The sequence below is a fragment of the Halomonas saccharevitans genome (genome assembly GCF_032333995.1).
Lineage (GTDB): Bacteria > Pseudomonadota > Gammaproteobacteria > Pseudomonadales > Halomonadaceae > Halomonas > Halomonas saccharevitans.
The window spans coordinates 1,048,783-1,067,538 of the sequence record NZ_JAVXUR010000001.1; the positions used below are offsets into that span (position 1 = coordinate 1,048,783).

Genomic DNA, 18,756 nt, shown 5'->3' on the forward strand with positions numbered 1-18,756 from the left:
GTAGACGCGGCGTGTCGCCACCCGATCAGAAGTGGAACGTCATCCCGACGCTCGCGGCATCGAAGGTGTAGCTCGATTCGTCCAGGTAGCGGACGTAGTCGGCCCCGAGGGCCAGATTCGGTGCCACGTCGAACGCGGCGCCGCCGCCCCAGGAGAAACCGCTCTCTTCCTCGATATCGACATCCACCTCGGTGAAGCCGGCCAGACCGTAGAGGCGGAAGTCCGGGGTGATCGGCAGGATGCCCTTGGCGTAGGCGCCGGCGAGGTAGTCGAGCTCGACGGGACCGTCGGAACCGCCGCCGCCGAGGTGGCCTTCCAGGGCGAAGTAGTCGTTGAAGGCCACGCCGCCGCGCAGGCGCAGGCCGGTGCTGTCGGCGCTGCCGGAGCCGCGATCAGGATCCAGCTCCCAGAACAGGGCATCGCCACCCAGATAGGGGCTCGGGTCGTAGTTCATGACGCTGCTCTGAGCCAAGGCGCTGGTGCCGGCCAGCAGCAGGGCCGCGGATACCGCAGAGATCGTAAGGGTCTTCATGGCAGGCCTCCAGTTAGAAAACACTGTTTTCATACACGACTTCATTCTGGCCCAGCTTAGACCAAGGTGCAATGCTCACCTCGAGGTGACGGCAGCGGCGTCACGCAAAGAATGAGAAGCGCCTGCGTCGCCGTCTCGCGATCCACGTCACTGTTTCTCGCCTCGCAACGTGTTAATTTCGCGAGAATAAGGCGCCGTGCCCGTGCGCTCACAGTCGATCGCACGCCCCGCGCCACTCGATACAGAAGGATGTGCCATGAACGACCCGGTACTGGTCATCAACTGCGGTTCCTCGTCGATCAAGTACGCCCTGGTGCCCGCCTCGCCCGGCGCGCCCCGCCTCTCCGGCCTGGCCGAGCGCCTGGGCAGCGAGGATGCGCGCCTGACGGGCGTCGATAGCCAGGGCCGCTCGTTCTCGCGGCCGCTGCACGGGGCCGGCCACGCCGACGCCATGGCGGAGATCCTCGAGGGTCTCGAGGGACAGCATCCCGTGGCGGTGGGGCATCGCGTCGTCCACGGCGGCGAGCGCTTCACCCGCGCCACCCGCCTCGATGCCGCCGCGAAGCGCGCCATCGAGGCCACCGTGGCCATGGCGCCGCTGCACAACCCGGCCAACCTGGAGGGCCTCAAGGCCACCCAGGCGCTGTTCCCCGACCTGCCCCAGGTCGCGGTCTTCGATACCGCCTTTCACCAGACCCTGCCCCCGCGGGCCTATCGCTATGCGCTGCCGGAATCGCTCTATCGTCGCCACGGCATTCGCCGCTACGGCTTTCACGGCAGCAGCCACGCCTACGTGAGCGCGCGGGTCGACACCCTGAGCGAGCGCCGTCATGGCGGCTGGCTCATTGCCCACCTGGGCAACGGCTGCTCCACCTGCGCGGTGTGGCAGGGGACGAGCGTCGACACCAGCATGGGCCTGACGCCGCTGGAGGGCCTGGTGATGGGCACCCGCAGCGGCGACGTGGACCCCGGCCTGCACGCCCACCTGGCTCGTCAGCTGGGCTGGTCGCTCGAGCGCATCGACACCCTGCTCAACAAGGAGAGCGGGCTGTTGGGCCTCTCCGGGCTCTCCAACGACATGCGCCGCCTGCACCAGGCCGCCGCCCAGCACCACGCGGGCGCCGAGCTTGCCATCGAGGTATTCTGCTATCGCCTGGCCAAGTCGCTGGCGGGACTGACCTGCGCCCTGCCGCGCCTGGATGGCATCGCCTTCACCGGCGGCATCGGCGAGAACGACAGCGAGGTGCGTGCCCGGGTGGTCGAGCTGCTGCGCCACTTCGGCCTGCGCCTGGACGCCAGGGCCAATGCCGATACCGTGGGCGGCCGAGAGGGCCGCATCGATCTCGCCGAGGACGGCCGCACCCCCCAGCTGTGGGTCATACCCACCGACGAGGAGGGACGCATCGCCGAGGAAACCCGCCACCTGCTTCAGGAAGAGTCCACCCCCCATGACCCAAATTGAGCGCCCGAATGAGCGGCCGAGTGAGCGCCGTCCCGATCCCCGCAACCTGCTGCTGGTGCCCACCGACAGCGGCGTCGGCCTGACCTCCGCCTGCCTGGGTCTGATCCGTGCACTGGACACCCTGGGGCTCAAGGCCGGCTTCATGAAGCCGTTCCGCCAGGACGAGATCAACGGCCAGGGGCCCGATCGCTCCTGCGCCCTGGCCGCCAGCACCCTGGGCCTCGACCCGCCCGCGCCGCTGCCCCAGGCGCGGCTCGAGCGCCTGCTGCGCGAGGAGCGCGTCGACGAGCTGATGGAAGAGGCCGTGGAGCGACATGCCCGGGTCGCCTTGCCGGAGGCGGGCGACGCCCCGGAGCTCGTGGTCATCGAGGGGCTCGCCCCCAGCCCTCACAGCAGCTATGCGAGCCGGCTCAACGAGGCGCTGGCCCACGCGCTCAATGCGCGGGTCATCCTGGTGGCCGACGGCGACCTGAGCGACCCGCGCGACCTGGCGGAGCGCCTGGACCTGCACGCCCAGCCCTTCGAAGGCGTCGACTCCCCGCGCACCCTCGGCTGCATCCTGATGCGCCTGCGACCGCTGCCCGACGACGAGGCCACCGCGCCGCCGGCGGCGCCCGAACTCACCACCGGACTCGACGACCCGCAGCTCGCCAGCCTGCGCCACCACCTGCCGGCGCTGGACGGCGACCGTTTCCGCCTGATCGGCGCGATCCCCTGGCACGCCAGCCTCTCCGCTCCCCGGGTGCTGGACGTCGCCCGGGCCCTTCAGGCGCGTATCCTGCATCAGGGCGAGGCCGACCGTCGCCGTGTGCTGGGCACCAGCCTGTGCGCCCGCAGCGCCTCCCATGCCCTGCATGTGTTCCGCGCCGGACGGCTGCTGGTCACCCCGGGGGATCGCGACGACATCCTGCTCGCCGCCTCGCTTTCGGCCATGAACGGGGTGCCGCTGGCGGGCCTGCTGCTGACCCACGGCGAACTGCCGGACGAGGCGATGATCGAGTTCTGCCGCCCGGCGCTGGCGAGCGGCCTACCGGTGCTGGCCGTCGACTCCGACAGCTACGCGACGGCCCAGCAGCTTGACCGCATGGCCAACGACATCCCCATCGACGATCCCGAGCGCGCCGAGCAGGTGACCCGCTTCGTGGCCGATCACCTCGACCTGGCGTGGCTCAAGGAGAACCTCAGCCGCGGCTACCCGAGCCGGCTCTCCCCGGCCGCCTTCCGCCATCGGCTGGTGCGGCTGGCCCAGCAGGCGAGCCGGCGCATCGTGCTGCCCGAGGGCAGCGAGCCGCGCACCGTGGAGGCCGCGGTGATCTGCCAGCGGCGCGGCATCGCCCGCTGCGTGCTGCTGGCCCGGCGCGAGGAAGTCGAGGCGGTGGCCCGGAGCCGTGGCCTCGAGCTGCCCGAGGATCTCGAGATCCTCGACCCGGCCGAGCTCCGCCTTTCCTACGTCAAGCCGATGGTCAAGCGCCGCCCCGGCAAGCTCAACGCCCTGACCGCCGCGGACCAGCTCCAGGACAGCGTGGTGCTCGGCACCATGATGCTCGCCGAGGGCGCGGTGGACGGCCTGGTCTCGGGGGCGATCCACACCACCGCCAACACCGTGCGCCCCGCCTTCCAGCTGATCAAGACGGCTCCCGGCTATCGCCAGGTGTCGTCGATCTTCTTCATGCTGCTGCCCGAGCAGGTGGTGGTCTATGGCGACTGTGCGGTGATCCCCGACCCGGACGCCGAGGCGCTGGCCGAGATCGCCATCCAGAGCGCCCGCTCCGCCGAGGCCTTCGGCATCGAGCCCAGGGTGGCGATGATCAGCTACTCCACCGGGGCCTCCGGCAGCGGGGCCGACGTCGAGAAGGTGCGTGAGGCCACACGTATCGCCCGGGAGCGCGAGCCGTCGCTCTGCATCGACGGGCCGCTGCAGTACGACGCCGCGGCCATCGAGAGCGTGGGCCGCCAGAAGGCGCCCGACTCGCCAGTGGCGGGACGCGCCACGGTGTTCGTGTTCCCCGACCTCAACACCGGCAACACCACCTACAAGGCGGTGCAGAGAAGCGCCGGGGTGATCAGCGTCGGCCCCATGCTGCAGGGGCTCAACAAGCCGGTGAACGACCTCTCGCGAGGGGCACTGGTCGACGATATCGTCTACACCATCGCCCTGACCGCCATCCAGGCCGCCGGGGACTCCTGACGCCGCGGGCCTCCTGTCGGCTTCGGTCATCCCCCCATGCCGCGGGCGCCCACTCGATCGCTCGAGGGGGCGCCCGCGGCTGGCTTCACTCCGTATGTCGCCTAGTGCGCCAGGATCTTCGACAGGAACTCCTTGGCACGATCGGTCTCGGGGTTATTGAAGAAGGTTTCGGTCGCAGCGACCTCCTTCACCTCCCCCTGGTCCATGAAGACCACCCGGCGCGCCACCTTGCGGGCAAAGCCCATTTCGTGGGTGACCACCATCATCGTCATGCCCTCCCTGGCCAGCTCGACCATGACGTCCAGCACCTCGCTGATCATCTCGGGATCGAGCGCCGAGGTCGGCTCGTCGAAACACATGGCGATGGGATCCATCGCCAGGGCCCTGGCGATGGCCACCCGCTGCTGCTGTCCGCCGGACAGGGCAGAGGGATACTTGTCCGCCTGATCGGACAGACCGACGCGCTCCAGCAGGCTCTCCGCCTTCTGGCGCGCCTCATCGCGCGAGCGGTTCAGCACCTTGATCTGGCCCATCATCAGGTTCTCGATCACCGTCTTGTGCGGGAATAATTCGAAATGCTGGAACACCATGCCGATACGCGCCCGCACCAGGGGCAGCTTGGTGCCCTTGGCAGTCACGTCGGTCTCTTCGACCACGATGCGTCCGCTGTCGACCGGTTCCAGCGCGTTGACACACTTGATAAGGGTGCTCTTCCCCGAGCCGGACGGACCACAGATGACGATCACCTCGCCACGCTCGACCTCGAGCGAACAGCTCTTCAGGACGTGGAAGTCGTCGTACCACTTGTCGATGTTGTCGATTTTTATCATGCGACCTTCTTTTTCTGCAGGTGCTTGACCAGCATGGAGCCGGAGAAGCAGATGACGAAATACACCAGCGCCGCGAAGAGGTACATCTCTGCCAGCCGCCCCTCCACTTTGGCCACCGTGCTGGCCGAGGTCATGAAATCGCTCAAGGCCACGACGTAGACCAGGGAGGTATCCTGGAAGAGGATGATCGCCTGGGTCAGCAGGACCGGGATCATGTTGCGAAACGCCTGGGGAAGGATCACGTACTGGAGGTTCTGGCGCGGCGAAAGCCCGATGGCCAGGCCGGCATAGACCTGTCCGCGCGAGACCGAATTGAGCCCGGCACGCATGATCTCGGCATAATAGGCCGCCTCGAACAGCGAGAAGGCGATCAGCGCGCTGGTGAAGTTACCCACCGGGCGGCCTATCAGCAGTGGTACCAGGAAGTAGAACCAGAAGATCACCAGGATGAGCGGGATCGACCGGAAGATGTTGACGTAGATGGCGCTGAACCAGCGTAGCGGCGCCGGCCCCCAGATTCGCATCACCGCCAGGATAGTGCCCCAGGCAAGGCCTGCCAGCAGGGCCAGCAAGGTCAGCTGGAAGCTGATGAGCAGGCCATCAAACAGGAACGGAAGCGACTCAATAATGACCTGGAAATCAAAATCACTCATCTAGTTAGCCCCCACCGAGCCTGGGATACGCGTCTTCTGATCGATCAGGCGCATCAGCAGCACCACCAGAAGCGTGATGACCAGGTACAGCACCGTGGCGGCAGTGAACGCCTCGAAGCCCTGGAAGGTATAGTTCTCGATCTGCCGCGCCTGGGCGGTCAGTTCCAGCACGCCGATGGTCAGCGCCAGCGATGAATTCTTGAAGATGGTCAGGAATTCGGAGGTCAGGGGCGGCACGATGATCCGATAGGAGATCGGAAGCCGGATGTACAGATAGGTCTGAAGAGGGGTGAGCCCGATGGCGAGCCCTGCGTTCACCAGGTCCTTTCGGATGGTCTGGATGCCGGAGCGGACCTGCTCGGCCACGCGCGCCGCGGTATAGGCGCCCAGTGCCACAACGGCCGTCACGTATTCGGGATTGGGCATATCGCGCTTGACCCAGAGACCCAGTTCTTCGGGCAGCAGTTCAGGCACGACAAAGTACCAGATGAACAGCTGTACCAGCAGCGGGATATTGCGGAACAGCTCGACGTAGGCCGCCGCCAAGGTCCGCACAAGGCGGTTGGGCACGGTACGCAGGATGCCGATCGCGGAGCCCAGCACGAAGGCAATGACCCAGGCGGCGATCGCGACCAGCAGGGTCCACTGCAAGCCGGAGAACAGCCAGCCCAGGTAGGGTTCCTGGAACAGGACCGACCAATTCCAGTTGTAGTTCATTTGTCTTCCTTATTTGCGCTTTTTCAGCGGCCGGGGTCGCGACCGCGACCCCGACAGCATGACGACAAACGCTTACTTCCACCTTTAAAGCCGTTCATATATCCGGCACAAACCACTCAAAAGGCAGTGTTCAAAGGATGTGTCACTTCGGCAGGGCGTGGATCTTGAAGTTGGCGCGCAGGAGGTCAGACATGGGAACGTTCATGGGCTCGAACCACGTGCTGTAGATCTTCTCGATCTCACCGGTGCGGAACAGCTCGGCCAGCCGGCGGTTGACCACCAGGCGGAACTTGCTGTCGTTCTGCGGGAGCATGATGGCGTAGGGATCGTAGGACAGGAAATCGCCCACCACCTCGTAGGTCTCGGGATCCCTGGCCTTCTCGATCAGGCCGTAGAGCAGGATGTCATCGGTCGAATAGGCATCCACGCGGTCGGTCTGCAACGCCAGGAAACCTTCGGCATGATCCCTCACGGACACCACGTTCACGTCCTCGATACCACGCTCCTCGATGGCTTCTTTGACCACGCGCTCATTGGTAGTGCCCTGGGCGAGCGCGATGGGCTTGCCTGCCAGGTCTTCCACCGTGGCGATGCCGCTCTCCTTCTTGGTCAGCAGTTTCGTGCCGGTGATATAGGTGATAGCGGCGTAATCCACCTGCTGCTGGCGGGTCAGGTTGTTGGTCGTCGAGCCGCACTCCAGGTTGAGCGTGCCGTTGGCCATCAGCGGAATGCGGGTCTGGGGGGTCACCGGTACCCACTTGATGTTCAGCTCATCGACACCGATCTCGTTCTTGATCTCGTCCACGATCTGCATGCAGATGTCTATCGTGTAGCCGACCGGCTGCTGGTCATCGCCTATATAGGAGAACGGCACCGAGGTCTCGCGGTGGCCGATCGTGATGACACCGCTCTCCTTGATCTTGTTGAGCGTGGGGCCCATTTCCTGGGCACTGGCGGTGCCAGTGGTCAAAAAGCCTATTGCCGCGGCTGTCAGCAATGTTCCAAGACGTTTCACCTTCATTTCCATCCCCTTGCTCGATTGAGCATGCAGTCGTTTGTTGTTGGGTTTACTGCCATTCCTGTCCGAGGGCCCAGGCGACTACGAGCAATCTCGCGTCACTGACGGTCTTCTCCACCCTAGTTCAAGATTCCCGAATGCGACTCATGCCAAGATGTTCAAGGGTTATTCATTAATAGCATAGGCGACAAAAAGCACTTCGTTTTAACGAAAACGAAGAATTATCGTTGGCCGCATCTCCATGCATGGGTTTATGCAGCGACGACGAAACCTAAAAGGGCTGCCGACGAGAAAACCGTCATTTGACAGCATGCCGTGGCGCCGAGCCTATGCCCTCATGCAGCGGGCGCCCCACTCGATCGCTCGAGGGGACGCCCGTTGATGGCCTGCCGCGTTCAAGGCGTGGTCAGATGCTCGCCACGCCGAAGTAGATGAAGGCCAGCACCAGCAGCAGCAGGAAGACCGTCTCCGCCACCATCAGCACCACCGGCTTCCAGCCGACCACGGCGAGCTTCTGGAAGGAGGTCTTGATGCCCAGGGCGGCGATGGCCGTGACCAGGCACCAGCGCGACAGGTCGGTGAAGCCCTCGGTGACCACCGGCGGAATCCAGCCCAGGCTATTGATGATCACCAGCGCCACGAAGGCAACCAGGAAGGTCGGCAGCATCGGTACCTTGCTGGTGCCCTCCTCCTGGCGCCGCTCGCGACGGAACAGGAACATGAAGACCATCACCGCCGGCACCAGCATCGCCACCCGCAGCAGCTTGACGAAGGTGGAGACGTCGCCGGTGCCCTCGGAGATCATGTAGCCGGCGCCGACCACCTGGGCCACGTCGTGGATGGTGCCGCCGAGGAAGATACCCGCTTCGGTGTCGCCGAGGCCCAGGAGTCCGACGATCAGCGGATAGATCACCATCGCCATGGTGGAGAGCGTGGTCACCCCCACCACCGTCATGATGGTGTTGCGCTCGTGGGTCTCATGACGCGGCATTACCGCCGACAGGGCCAGCGCCGCCGAGGCACCGCAGATGGCCACCGAACCGCCCGTCAGCAGCCCCATGTCCTTGTCCAGCCCCAGCAGGCGCGCCAGCAGGGCGCCCAGAGCGATGGTCAGCATCACCCCGCAGACCACGGTCAGCACCGGCCCGATGCCGAGCTCGGCGACCTGCTCGATAGTGATACGCACGCCCAGCAGCGCCACGCCGATGCGCAGCACCTTCTTGGCCGCGAACTCGACGCCGGCCAGGCACTTCCCCTCCTCGGCGAGGAAGTGCAGGGTCATGCCGAACAGCAGCGCATAGAGCAGCGTGGGGCCGCCGTAATGATCGGCGATGAAGGTCGTTGCCAGGGCGATGGTGACGCAGATCATCATTCCGGGAAGCACCCGCTGGAGGGGTTCCAGGCGACGCGGAAGGACCCGCTTATCGGCCTGAAGGGTCGACGGATCGGTTGCCGCGTTGGCGTCTCGACGAGTCATGTCACCACCTCAATAAGCTATGGAACGAGCGTCGCCTCCTGCGACGGACATCGGCCCTTCGTTGTTGGAATGTGGTGGCCATTGGCATTCGGCAAGGGAGCCGATGACGGCCTCATGAGCCACCCATGTCGGTCACGGCACCCCCTCGCCGGCCGACATGAGCATCATGGTGACGGCATGGCGAAAGCGAGGTTAGGACCAGTTGAGGGCGAGAGGTAAGACCACGGATGGGGCCGACATCAACGACGGCGCCCGGCACGTGGCCGGGCGCATTAAAGGAAATATCAGAGCGAAATAGAGCGTGCGACACGGCGTGTGGCGACAGGCATCGCCGGCACGACACCGCTCACTCGGCGACTAATCTTGCCGGGGCGGCACCACCACCACCGGTACCCGGGCGCGCTTGATCACGCCCTTGGTGACCTTGCCGGCGTAGGTGGCCGTGAAGCTGCGCTTGTTGGCCGCCATCACGATCATGTCGCTGCCGGTGCGCGTGGCGTAGTGGGTGATCACCGACGCGGGATAGCCCTCGAGCACGCTGCGCGTTACCTCACGCTCGCCGAAGGCCGCGCGACGCTCGGGATGACGGGCCCAAAAGGCCTCGAGGTGCTGATCGAGCTCCTGGCGCGCCTGGTCGAGGCGCTGAGTCATCAGGGTCTCGAGCATCTGGCGATCCTGTATGTTGATCTTGAGGGTGTTGAGCACGTCGTCGGAGAGCGACTTGACCGCGTGCAACACGTGCAGCTCCGCGCCCGTGGCCTGTGCGAGTCCCACCGCCTGGGCCAGCACCGGGTCGCAGTCGCCCCTGAGGCCCACGCAGCAGAGGATGCGTCGAATGCCATGCGTCATGATTTTCCTCCTTCAGCGCGGCATCGAGGACACCGCGCCGATGTCAGCAACGGATCGCGGCTAGTAGCCCAGCAAGCCGGGCAACCAGAGCGATATCTGCGGAAAGTAGGCGATGATGAACAGCGCCACGATGGAGCCCGCGGCGAAGGGCAGCGCCTTCAGCGAGATCTCCTCAATCGAGGCGCCGCCTATCCCCGAGGCCACGAAGAGGTTCTCCCCGAGCGGCGGCGTCTGGAAACCAATGGCCAGGGCGCAGACCACCACGATGCCCACGTGCACCGGGTCCATGCCCAGCATGTACATGATCGGCAGCAGCACCGGGGTGAGAATCATGATCGCCGCCAGGGTCTCCATGAACATCCCCACGAACAGCAGGAAGAAGATGATCATCGCCCAGATGAGGTAGGTGTTGTCGGTGAAGCCCAGCATCGCCTCGGCGATGAGGCCGGGGACTCGCTCCTCGACGAGCAGGCGCCCGAACACGGTGGCGGTGAACAGGATCAGCAGCACTCGGCCGGTGATCCAGGTGGTGGTCTGCAGCGTGCGCAGGGCCGGTTTCCAGGCCAGCTCCCGGTGCAGGAAGACCCCCACAATCAGCGTGTAGAAGATCGCCACGATGGCCGACTCGGTGGGCGTGAACAGCCCGCTGTAGATGCCGCCGAGGATGATGATCGGCGCCAGCATCGACCAGATGCCCTTGCGCAGGGTGCCGCGGATCTGCGGCCAGGACCAGTGATCGGTCAGGCCGCGATAGCCGCGCTTCTTCGAGATGAAGTAATTGATGGTCAGCAGGCAGCCGGCGATCACCACCCCCGGCATGATGCCGGCGATGAACAGCTTGGGAATCGACAGCGTCTGGAAGGCGCCGTGTTCGGCGACGGCCTCCGGTGGCGGCTGCAGGCCCATGCCGGAGATGCCGAAGATGACCATCGGGATCGAGGGCGGAATCACCACCCCGAGCCCGCCCGAGGAGGCGGTGATGGCCGAACCGTAGCCGCGATCGTAGCCGCGGTTGGCCATGGCCGGAATCATCAGCATGCCCACCGCCGCCGTGGTCGCCGGCCCGGAGCCGGAAATCGCGCCGAAGAACATGCAGGCGAACACTGTCGCCGCGGCGAGCCCGCCGGTCACGGGCCCGGCGAAGGCCTCGGCGATATCGACCAGGCGCTTGGAGATGCCGGCGGCCTCCATCAGCGCCCCGGCCAGGATGAATGCCGGCAGCGCCATCAGCGGAAAGGAGCCCACCGAGGTGAAGGCAATCTGCACGAACGCCATGGGGTTCTCGCCCAGGCTGATGAAGGTCGTCAGTGCCGCCACGCCCAGCGACACCGTGATGGGTGCCCCGAGGATCAGCAGCAGGAAGAAGACGCCGAACAGTACGTAGACAATCGTGGCATCCATACTCAGTGCTCCCGTCGCGTCGGGTCATCACCCGCCGCGTCATCGTTGTGCTGGAGTTTCTCGACCTCCTGGGACTCGGGGTCCACGAGGTCCACCTTCTTGACGAACTTCAGGTAGTTGTTCTGAAGGATTCGCAGCGTCATGGCGACGAAGGCGATGGGCAGGATCAAGTAGAAGTACTTCATCGGAATGCCCAGCGTCTGGGACTTCCAGAAGAGGTTCATCTTGTTGAAGACGAAGTCGTAGCTCAGGTAGATGAAGACGGCATTGAAGCCGATCCAGATCAGGTCGGTGAGCAGGGTGCAGAACGTCTCGACCCAGCGCGGAAAGAACCTGAACTGGAAGGTGACGCGGTTGTGTGCCGACATCTTGGTGGCATAGGCCGCCCCCAGATAGGCGAACCACACGAAGGCGTAGGTCGCCAGCTCATCGCCCCAGGGCAGCGAATAGCTGAAGAGGTTCCTGAGCACGATCTGGGCGAACAGCAGTAAGACGAAGGACACCAGGAGGAGCTGACAGAGGACGCTCTCCAGGCTGTCGATGATCTTGAAGAGTAGCGATTTCATGAGACTGGCCCCTTGCGATCAGGCTCCCGATGGGCAGTTCCCCGCACCGGCCGGGAGCCGATGCGGGGGGACACTGCATGTCGCGGTGGCGACGATTACGACTGCGGTGCGGGATCGCGCCCCAGGGCCTCGAGTGCCTGGTCGAGCTTTTCCTTGCCGCCGATGCTGTCGTAGAAATCGGGCCAGATGCCGGTGGCCATCTCGATCCACTGCTGCTCGTCGTTGGCGGGCTGGGTGATCTGCATGCCGTGTTCTTCCACCAGACGCTTCTTGATGGCCTCCTCGCTTTCCAGCAGGAAGTCATAGCTGTGGTCGGTGGCTTCTTCACCGGCTTCCAGCACCAGCTCCTGCATCTCAGGGCTCAAGCTCTGGAATTTGCCCTCGCTGATGATCAGCGGCTGCAAGGAGAAGACGTAGCAGCTATCGGTGACGTGTTCCTGGACCTCGTAGAACTTCATGGTGTCGATGGTGATGTAGGGGTTGTCCTGACCGTCGACGACCCCCTGCTGCAGCGCGGTGAAGGTCTCGGACCAGGCCAGCGGAGCAGGATTGACGCCCCATGACTGGTAGGAAGCGATCATGATCTCGTTCTTGGGCACCCGGATGTTCAGGCCATCCAGATCCTCGGGCGAGGCTACGGGACGTGCGGAGTTGGTCAGACGGCGGCAGCCGGAGTAGGCCCAGCCCAGAATGCGCACGCCGGCATCGCGGATGGTGTTCTGAGTGAGTTCCTCGGCGATCTCGCCCTGGGTCAGCGTCTTGGCATCCTCGGGGCTCTGGATCACGTAGGGCAGGGTCAACACCCCGACGGTCGGCGAGAACGGCGTGATGTTGTTGATGGCCAGCACCGAGAGATCGAGAATCCCCATGCTGGCGTTGTTGACGGTGTCCTGCTCACTGCCGAGCTGGCCGTTGGGGAACAGGTCGATGGTGACCTCTCCCCCACTCTTTTCCTCGACGAATTCGGCAAAGGTCTTGCCCAGCTCGTACTGGGTACCGCCGGCGGCGTCGCCCAGAGCCATCTTCCAGGTGTCGGCCATGGCATGGCCGCTCACGGCCAGGGTCACGGCGGATACTGCCATGGGGAGGAGGTGTTTCTGGATACGCATTGTGATCTCCACTGCTTGTTATTGTCGGAAAGACAGGATGCCTGCGTGACGCAAGGCGCTCCTGGATGACGGCGAGCCCAGGGTGTCCATCGAGGGCGGTCCAAAGCGACGATTCGAGGTGATTTATTGTGATTATCACCGCGCCTGCCTCGGCTCCGCGATCTCGCCCATCGCCGATCATCGGGATACATGCTATGCGCCATATCCTCACCTCAACGTTCTACGCACTCCCCCCGAGCGCCACTAGAACCAGTCTCCCGACATCGATTGGTCCAGTCCGCCGGGTGAGATAACGATGACCGACGCGACGGGCTTGCCCCGAGTCCGCCGCCATGATGCCTCAACGCTATGGCATAATCTTTAGCTGCCTTTTCATGAGCCTTGGCGAGACACAATTTCAATGAGCCAGCTTCTCTTCCATCTCGACTCCGATCTTCCGGAGAGCTTGCAGAAACAGCTGCGCGAGCAGATCGCCCATGCCATTCTCGACGGTCACCTGCCGCTGGACGAACCGCTGCCCTCGAGCCGCAAGCTGGCGAAGGAGCTGCATGTCGCCCGCAATACGGTGATGCTGGCCTACGAGCACCTGCTCGATGACGGCTATCTGATCGCCAGGAAGCGCAGCGGCTACTTCGTCAATCCCGAGATCCTCGAGGGCCGGGCCGAGAAACCGGTGCGCCTGAACGATATCGACGCCGAGCGCCTGCCCTGGGAGGAGCTGTTGACCATGCACCCCTCCCGGCAGCAGACCATCAACAAGCCCAGCGACTGGCATCGCTACGACTACCCGTTCCTCTATGGCCAGATAGACCCCGAGCTCTTCCCGACCCAGCACTGGCGAGAGTGCAGCCGTGACTCCATGAGCGTGCCGGCGATCCGCAGCTGGTCGGTGGACCACCTCAATGACGACGACCCGCTGCTGATCGAACAGATCCACAAGCGACTGCTGCCGCGCCGCGGCGTGTGGGCCAAGCCCGAGGAGATCCTGGTCACGGTCGGCGCCCAGCAGGCGCTGTGGATCGCCTGCATGCTGCTGCTCAAGGCGGGCCGGCGTTTCGGGATGGAGAATCCCGGCTACGTGGACGTCTACAACATCGCCCGCACCTTTACCGACGACATCCACCTGCTGCCGGTCGACGAACAGGGCATGCGCCTCGACCCGACGATCGCCGATTGTCAGCTGCTCTACGTAACGCCGAGCCATCAGGCGCCGACCACGGTGACCATGCCGCTGGAGCGTCGCCGCAAGCTGCTCGACATGGCGGAGATCGACAACTTCCTGATCATCGAGGACGACTACGAGAGCGAGACCAACTACCTGGACAATCCCACGCCGGCGCTGAAGAGCCTGGATCGCCACAACCGGGTGATCTACGTGGGCAGCCTCTCCAAGACCCTGGCGCCGGGCCTGCGCCTGGGCTACATGGTCGGCCCGCCGGCGCTGATCCGCGAGGCTCGGGCGCTGCGCCGCCTGATGCTGCGCCATCCGCCGACCAACAACCAGCGCGCCGTGGCGCTGTTCCTGGATCGCGGCTACCACGATGCCCTGCTGCGCCAAATCCACCAGGTGTTCCACAGCCGCTGGCAGCGCATGAGCGAAGCGCTGGCTCGGCACCTGCCCGACGCCTCCGTGCCCTCGACCTACGGCGGCTCGTGCTTCTGGGTGAAGGGACCCGAGGGGCTCGACTGCCGCGAGCTGCGCCGCCTGGCGGCCGAACAGAGCATCCTGATCGAGTGCGGCGACATCCACTTCTTCGACGGCCCCCACCGCGAGTACTTCCGGCTTGGCTTCTCGGCGATCCCCGAGGCGCGCATCGAGGCCGGCATCGAGCGCCTCGCGGCGCTGATTCCCCAGGCGATCACCCCCTCATGAGCCCCGCCATCCTCGCGCCGTAGAAAGCCGTCTCCTGACAGGCCTTCTCCAAACGGGTCGCCGCCACAAGAAAGCCGCCTCATGGGCGGCTTCGAGCGATGGGCAAGACGCGGCTCAGATCACCTCGTCCTTGAGGTGGTACCAGCGGTAGAGGAAGCGCTGGCCGACGCGCCGGAAGGGCGCGAAGGCCTGGGACTCGACCTTCTCGCGCAGGTTCGGGAACGGCAGCTTGGAGGTGAAGATCGGCAGGTCCAGCGCCTGGCCATGCCCGGCGATCCACTGCGCCAGGCGCTTACCGGCCTGGGCCGAGTACATCACGCCGTTGCCGCCGTAGCCCAGGGCGTAATAGACCGTCTCCTTGGCATCGGGCTGATGGATGCGCGGCATCATGTCGTGGCTGACATCCACCCAGCCCCACCAGGAGTAGTCGAGCTCGATGCCCTTGAGCGCCGGAAACTTGCGGTGCATGTCGCCAACCAGCACCGACTCGTACTTCTTCTGCGGCGCATCGCGGCCGGTGATGGCACTGCGGCTGCCGATCTGCAGGCGATTGTCCGGCAGCAGGCGATAGTAGTGACGCAGGATCCGGGTATCGGTGATGATCTGGTGGGTGCGAAAGTTGCACGCCGCCAGCTCCTGGTCGGTCAGCGGCCGGGTGACGATGGAGTTCGAGAGGATCGGCAGCAGGCGGTTCTTGAGCTCGCGATGCAGGCTCTGGGAGGTGTAGCCGCCGGTGGCGATGCCCACCGCGCGTGCCTTGACCACCCCACCAGGCGTCTGCAGGTAGTGCACGCCGCCGCGGGTCTCGAAGCCCTGCACCGGGCTCGCCGGGTGGATCTTCACGCCGAGCGCCCGGGCCTTGCGGTGATAGCCGAAGGCCAGCTTGCCGGCGTGGATGCCGATGCCCTCGGGCTCGTGCATGGCCCCGGCCGCCTCCTGGTCACCCAGCCATTCGCGCTTCACCGTATCAGCGTCTAGGATCCGGGCGTCATAGTCGAAGGTCTCGCGCAGCAGCTTCGCCTCTTTCTCGAGGGTCGGCATCACCTTGTCGCGGTGGGCCACGTAGAGGTGACCGCCCGGCTGGGGCTCGCAGTCGATGTCCTGGATCAGCTCCTTGAAGGTCGCCATGCCGTCGAGGCACTCGCGATGCAGCTTCAGGGCGGTATCCAGGCCGTAGCGCTGGATCCACTGGGAGCGCTTGAGGCGACCGGAGGCGCACTGGGCCTGTCCGCCGTTGCGGGTCGAGCAGCCCCAGCTGGTGCGGTTGGCCTCGAGCACGGTGGCCTTGATGCCGTACTCCTGGGCCAGGAAGATCGCCGCGGTCAGACCCGTGAAGCCGGAGCCGATGATGACCACATCGGCATCCGTGTCCTGGGCGATGGGCCCGTCATCGGCCGGCGGCTCGCCGGCGGTGCCGATCCAGTAGGTCGGCGCATAGTCACGACCCGCCCCCGGGGTGGCGCTCTTCAGGGGGTCATAGGCCGGATCATATGGCTGGGAGGGTGAGGTCTGGCTCGCCTCGGTCTCCGCCCCGCTTCTTGGCATTGTTGTCTCCATGATCGGACTCCTAGCAGTCTGGATGCCGTGCTCGAACCCGAGGCAATCAGGCGTTGACGGGGGGACGATTCTTGCGGAAGGCGTTCTTCACGGCGATCTTGCCGTCGCGGAAGGTGAAGGCGTCGATCATGCGCGCCTCGGAGCGTACGCCGTCGACGGTGGTGCCCTGGTAGGTGGACTCGGAGAAGCCCTTGTCGCCGATCACGTGGTGCTCGGCGTCGGTCCAGCTGGCATCGGGGGCGGTCTTCCAGGCGTTCTCGAGGGCCTGACGCACCTCGGCCTGGCCGACGAAGCTCTTGCCCTGCAGTTCCGGGCCGGCGATGGCGCGGAAGACGCAGTCGTCGGTCATCATGCTCATGACGGCATCGATGTCGTGACGGTTCAGGGCGTCGCTGAAGGCTTCGAGAAGTTCGGTAGTCGGCTGGCTCATGGCGGGCTCCTGAGGGTTGTCGTTGTTGGATCTGTCGTTAAGTGACCGATGCGTTGATGCATCGAGGCGGCATCTCGGCCGCGAACGAATCCAGCCTACTGACAAAGCCGAGGGGGCATTAGCGCCAGATACACGCCAACTGTTGGACCAGCGCGCTCGCCATGCTCGGCGACGCTCGCCGCGCCATCCGACCGGCAAAAAAAACCCCCGGCGAGGCCGGGGGAACACGTTGCAGCACGTTCGGTCATCCCTACGATCAGACGTAGTCCTGATACTTCTCGAGCAGACGCACCGGCTTCTTCAGCGCATCGCGGCGGAAGGGGTCGCCCAGCTCGCGGGTGCACATGATCTCGATGATGCAGGTCTTGCCCTCGTTCATCTGCAGGTCCACCGCCTTCTTCAGCGCCGGGCCCACGTCCTCGAGGCGATCCACGGTGATGCCCTCGGCGCCCATCGACCGGCCGATCTCGGCGAAGCTCTGGTTGTCCAGCTCGCCGGCCACGAAGCGGCGGTTGTAGAACTCCACCTGGTTCTTCTTCTCGGCGCCCCACTGGCGGTTGTGGAACACCACCGCGGTCACCGGAATCTCGTGACGCACCGCGGTCATGGTCTCCATCAGGCTCATGCCCCAGGCGCCGTCGCCGGCGTAGGCGATCCCCGGGCGCTCCGGCGCGGCCACCTTGGCCCCGATCATGGTGGGAAAGGCGTAGCCGCAGTTGCCGAAGCTCATCGGCGCGAAGAAGCTGCGCGGCTTCTCGAAGCGCAGGTAGCTGTGCGCCACGGCGTTGATGTTGCCGATGTCGGTGGAGACCATCGCGTCCTCGGGCATGGCCTTCTCGAGCTCGCGCAGCACCTGGCGCGGGTGCAGGTACTCGCCGCCGGAGAACGGCGTCTCGCCCTGGGCCTCGTCGATGGCGTCGAGGCTGAACGGGTCCTTCTCGTGGGTCCACTCGTCGAGCTCGCGCTCCCAGGCGGCCTTCTCGCTGGCGATCTGGTCGGCGCGCTTGGCCTTGGTGGCGTCGCACACCAGGTCACGGCCGGCCAGGCGCTCGGTGATCGCCTCGGCGGCGTCCCTGGCGTCGCCGCAGATGCCCACCGCGATCTTCTTCACCAGGCCCAGCATCTTGTGGTCGGCGTCGATCTGGATGATCTTGGCGTCCTTCGGCCAGTAGTCCAGGCCGTGCTGCGGCAGGGTGCCGAACGGCCCCAGGCGCGTGCCCAGCGCCACCACCACGTCGGCCTGACTGATCAGCTTCATGCCGGCCTTGGAGCCCTGGTAACCCAGCGGGCCGCACCACAGCGGGTGGCTGGCCGGGAAGGAGTCGTTGTGCTGGTAGCTGTTGACCACCGGCGCACCCAGCCGCTCGGCCAGCGCCTGACAGGCGTCGACGCCATCGGCCATCACCACCCCGCCGCCGGAGACGATCACCGGGAACTCGGCGTTGGCCAGGAGCTTTGCGGCCTCGTTGAGGGTGCGGGTGCCGCCCGGGCCGCGATCGAGGCGCGCGGGCTCGGGGATCTCGCACTCGATCTCGCCGTAGAAGTAGTCACGCGGGATGTTGAGCTGGGTCGGGCCCATCTCGGACATCGCCCGGTCGAAGCAACGGCCGGTGTACTCGGCCATCCGCGACGGGTGGGTCACGTGGCCCTGGTACTTGGTGAACTCCTGGAACATCGGCAGCTGATGGCACTCCTGGAAGCCGCCCAGGCCGATGCCGGTGGTACCCGTCTCGGGGGTGACGATGACCACCGGGGTGTGCGCCCAGTAGGCCGCGGCGATGCCGGTCACGGCGTTGGAGATGCCGGGGCCGTTCTGGCCGATCACCGTGCCGTGACGGCCGGAGACGCGGGCATAGCCGTCGGCCATGTGCGCCGCGCCCTGCTCGTGGACCACCGGAATCAGGCGGATGCCGGCCGGGGCGAAGATGTCCATGGCGTCCATGAAGGCCGAGCCCATGATGCCGAACATGTCGGTCACCCCGTTGGCGACCAGAGTCTCCACGAAGGCCTCCGAGGGGGTCATCGTCTGCTTGCCTGTCACGACCTGGCGAGTGTCTGTGGTGTCTTGGGTGCTCATGGGGTGTCCTCCGAGCC

16 protein-coding genes are annotated in these 18,756 nt (G+C 65.4%); 3 read left to right on the top strand and 13 right to left on the bottom strand.

What is annotated here, in order from left to right; genetic code table 11:
* Positions 1-25: 25 nt before the first annotated feature.
* Positions 26-532: an outer membrane beta-barrel protein gene (locus tag RSO68_RS04860; RefSeq protein WP_089851392.1), complete on the bottom strand. Its 507-nt coding sequence runs from the start codon at positions 530-532 to the stop codon at positions 26-28.
* A gap of 256 nt (positions 533-788) precedes the next feature.
* Between RSO68_RS04860 and RSO68_RS04865 the strand changes: the two genes are divergently transcribed.
* Complete coding sequence (locus RSO68_RS04865; protein ID WP_315585641.1) at positions 789-1,994, top strand: acetate/propionate family kinase; 1,206 nt, start codon at positions 789-791, stop codon at positions 1,992-1,994.
* Complete coding sequence (gene pta, locus RSO68_RS04870; RefSeq protein ID WP_315585642.1) at positions 1,981-4,182, top strand: phosphate acetyltransferase; 2,202 nt, start codon at positions 1,981-1,983, stop codon at positions 4,180-4,182. Before RSO68_RS04865 ends, pta begins: the two co-directional genes overlap by 14 nt.
* Before the next feature lie 101 nt (positions 4,183-4,283).
* On the opposite strand, the gene RSO68_RS04875 is transcribed toward pta, so the two are convergent.
* The 9 genes from RSO68_RS04875 to RSO68_RS04915 all read right to left on the bottom strand — a co-directional run bounded on the left by RSO68_RS04875 (position 4,284) and on the right by RSO68_RS04915 (position 12,802).
* Positions 4,284-5,012, bottom strand: a complete 729-nt coding sequence (locus RSO68_RS04875; RefSeq protein WP_315585643.1) for an amino acid ABC transporter ATP-binding protein — start codon at positions 5,010-5,012, stop codon at positions 4,284-4,286.
* Positions 5,009-5,665: an ABC transporter permease subunit gene (locus RSO68_RS04880; protein WP_089851400.1), complete on the bottom strand. Its 657-nt coding sequence runs from the start codon at positions 5,663-5,665 to the stop codon at positions 5,009-5,011. Before RSO68_RS04880 ends, RSO68_RS04875 begins: the two co-directional genes overlap by 4 nt.
* Entirely contained in the window at positions 5,666-6,382 is a 717-nt protein-coding gene (locus RSO68_RS04885; RefSeq protein WP_089851402.1) for an amino acid ABC transporter permease, read from the bottom strand.
* 142 nt (positions 6,383-6,524) lie between these two features.
* Positions 6,525-7,409, bottom strand: a complete 885-nt coding sequence (locus tag RSO68_RS04890; RefSeq protein WP_315585644.1) for an amino acid ABC transporter substrate-binding protein — start codon at positions 7,407-7,409, stop codon at positions 6,525-6,527.
* A 397-nt stretch (positions 7,410-7,806) separates the two neighbouring features.
* The gene (locus RSO68_RS04895) at positions 7,807-8,877 is read right to left on the bottom strand and encodes a YeiH family protein (RefSeq protein ID WP_315585645.1); all 1,071 of its coding nucleotides are present in this window, start codon (positions 8,875-8,877) and stop codon (positions 7,807-7,809) included.
* A 357-nt stretch (positions 8,878-9,234) separates the two neighbouring features.
* A complete protein-coding gene (locus RSO68_RS04900; protein ID WP_175535111.1) occupies positions 9,235-9,726 on the bottom strand; it encodes a universal stress protein in 492 nt (163 codons plus the stop codon).
* A 60-nt stretch (positions 9,727-9,786) separates the two neighbouring features.
* Entirely contained in the window at positions 9,787-11,127 is a 1,341-nt protein-coding gene (locus RSO68_RS04905; protein ID WP_089851408.1) for a TRAP transporter large permease, read from the bottom strand.
* A gap of 2 nt (positions 11,128-11,129) precedes the next feature.
* Entirely contained in the window at positions 11,130-11,693 is a 564-nt protein-coding gene (locus RSO68_RS04910) for a TRAP transporter small permease (RefSeq protein ID WP_089851410.1), read from the bottom strand.
* A 95-nt stretch (positions 11,694-11,788) separates the two neighbouring features.
* The gene (locus RSO68_RS04915; RefSeq protein WP_089851412.1) at positions 11,789-12,802 is read right to left on the bottom strand and encodes a TRAP transporter substrate-binding protein; all 1,014 of its coding nucleotides are present in this window, start codon (positions 12,800-12,802) and stop codon (positions 11,789-11,791) included.
* A gap of 400 nt (positions 12,803-13,202) precedes the next feature.
* Here RSO68_RS04915 and pdxR point away from each other — a divergent pair, with 400 nt between their 5' ends.
* Positions 13,203-14,675 (top strand): MocR-like pyridoxine biosynthesis transcription factor PdxR, encoded by a 1,473-nt coding sequence (gene pdxR / locus RSO68_RS04920; protein ID WP_315585646.1) that lies wholly within the window; start codon positions 13,203-13,205, stop codon positions 14,673-14,675.
* Between the two features lie 114 nt (positions 14,676-14,789).
* Here the strand turns inward: pdxR and RSO68_RS04925 are convergent, their stop codons facing one another.
* The 3 genes from RSO68_RS04925 to xsc form a co-directional block, all read right to left on the bottom strand.
* The gene (locus RSO68_RS04925; RefSeq protein WP_315585647.1) at positions 14,790-16,232 is read right to left on the bottom strand and encodes an NAD(P)/FAD-dependent oxidoreductase; all 1,443 of its coding nucleotides are present in this window, start codon (positions 16,230-16,232) and stop codon (positions 14,790-14,792) included.
* Between the two features lie 46 nt (positions 16,233-16,278).
* Complete coding sequence (locus tag RSO68_RS04930; RefSeq protein WP_315585648.1) at positions 16,279-16,662, bottom strand: nuclear transport factor 2 family protein; 384 nt, start codon at positions 16,660-16,662, stop codon at positions 16,279-16,281.
* A 256-nt stretch (positions 16,663-16,918) separates the two neighbouring features.
* Positions 16,919-18,739 (bottom strand): sulfoacetaldehyde acetyltransferase, encoded by a 1,821-nt coding sequence (gene xsc, locus RSO68_RS04935; RefSeq protein WP_315585649.1) that lies wholly within the window; start codon positions 18,737-18,739, stop codon positions 16,919-16,921.
* Between the last annotated feature and the right edge of the window lie 17 nt (positions 18,740-18,756).

What these genes read in the sequence shown, in the direction of transcription:
- RSO68_RS04860 (WP_089851392.1), bottom strand. Translation starts at nt 532, where the DNA reads ATGAAGACCCTTACGATCTCTGCGGTATCCGCGGCCCTGCTGCTGGCC.
- RSO68_RS04865 (WP_315585641.1), top strand. Translation starts at nt 789, where the DNA reads ATGAACGACCCGGTACTGGTCATCAACTGCGGTTCCTCGTCGATCAAG.
- pta (WP_315585642.1), top strand. Translation starts at nt 1,981, where the DNA reads ATGACCCAAATTGAGCGCCCGAATGAGCGGCCGAGTGAGCGCCGTCCC.
- RSO68_RS04875 (WP_315585643.1), bottom strand. Translation starts at nt 5,012, where the DNA reads ATGATAAAAATCGACAACATCGACAAGTGGTACGACGACTTCCACGTC.
- RSO68_RS04880 (WP_089851400.1), bottom strand. Translation starts at nt 5,665, where the DNA reads ATGAGTGATTTTGATTTCCAGGTCATTATTGAGTCGCTTCCGTTCCTG.
- RSO68_RS04885 (WP_089851402.1), bottom strand. Translation starts at nt 6,382, where the DNA reads ATGAACTACAACTGGAATTGGTCGGTCCTGTTCCAGGAACCCTACCTG.
- RSO68_RS04890 (WP_315585644.1), bottom strand. Translation starts at nt 7,409, where the DNA reads ATGGAAATGAAGGTGAAACGTCTTGGAACATTGCTGACAGCCGCGGCA.
- RSO68_RS04895 (WP_315585645.1), bottom strand. Translation starts at nt 8,877, where the DNA reads ATGACTCGTCGAGACGCCAACGCGGCAACCGATCCGTCGACCCTTCAG.
- RSO68_RS04900 (WP_175535111.1), bottom strand. Translation starts at nt 9,726, where the DNA reads ATGACGCATGGCATTCGACGCATCCTCTGCTGCGTGGGCCTCAGGGGC.
- RSO68_RS04905 (WP_089851408.1), bottom strand. Translation starts at nt 11,127, where the DNA reads ATGGATGCCACGATTGTCTACGTACTGTTCGGCGTCTTCTTCCTGCTG.
- RSO68_RS04910 (WP_089851410.1), bottom strand. Translation starts at nt 11,693, where the DNA reads ATGAAATCGCTACTCTTCAAGATCATCGACAGCCTGGAGAGCGTCCTC.
- RSO68_RS04915 (WP_089851412.1), bottom strand. Translation starts at nt 12,802, where the DNA reads ATGCGTATCCAGAAACACCTCCTCCCCATGGCAGTATCCGCCGTGACC.
- pdxR (WP_315585646.1), top strand. Translation starts at nt 13,203, where the DNA reads ATGAGCCAGCTTCTCTTCCATCTCGACTCCGATCTTCCGGAGAGCTTG.
- RSO68_RS04925 (WP_315585647.1), bottom strand. Translation starts at nt 16,232, where the DNA reads ATGGAGACAACAATGCCAAGAAGCGGGGCGGAGACCGAGGCGAGCCAG.
- RSO68_RS04930 (WP_315585648.1), bottom strand. Translation starts at nt 16,662, where the DNA reads ATGAGCCAGCCGACTACCGAACTTCTCGAAGCCTTCAGCGACGCCCTG.
- xsc (WP_315585649.1), bottom strand. Translation starts at nt 18,739, where the DNA reads ATGAGCACCCAAGACACCACAGACACTCGCCAGGTCGTGACAGGCAAG.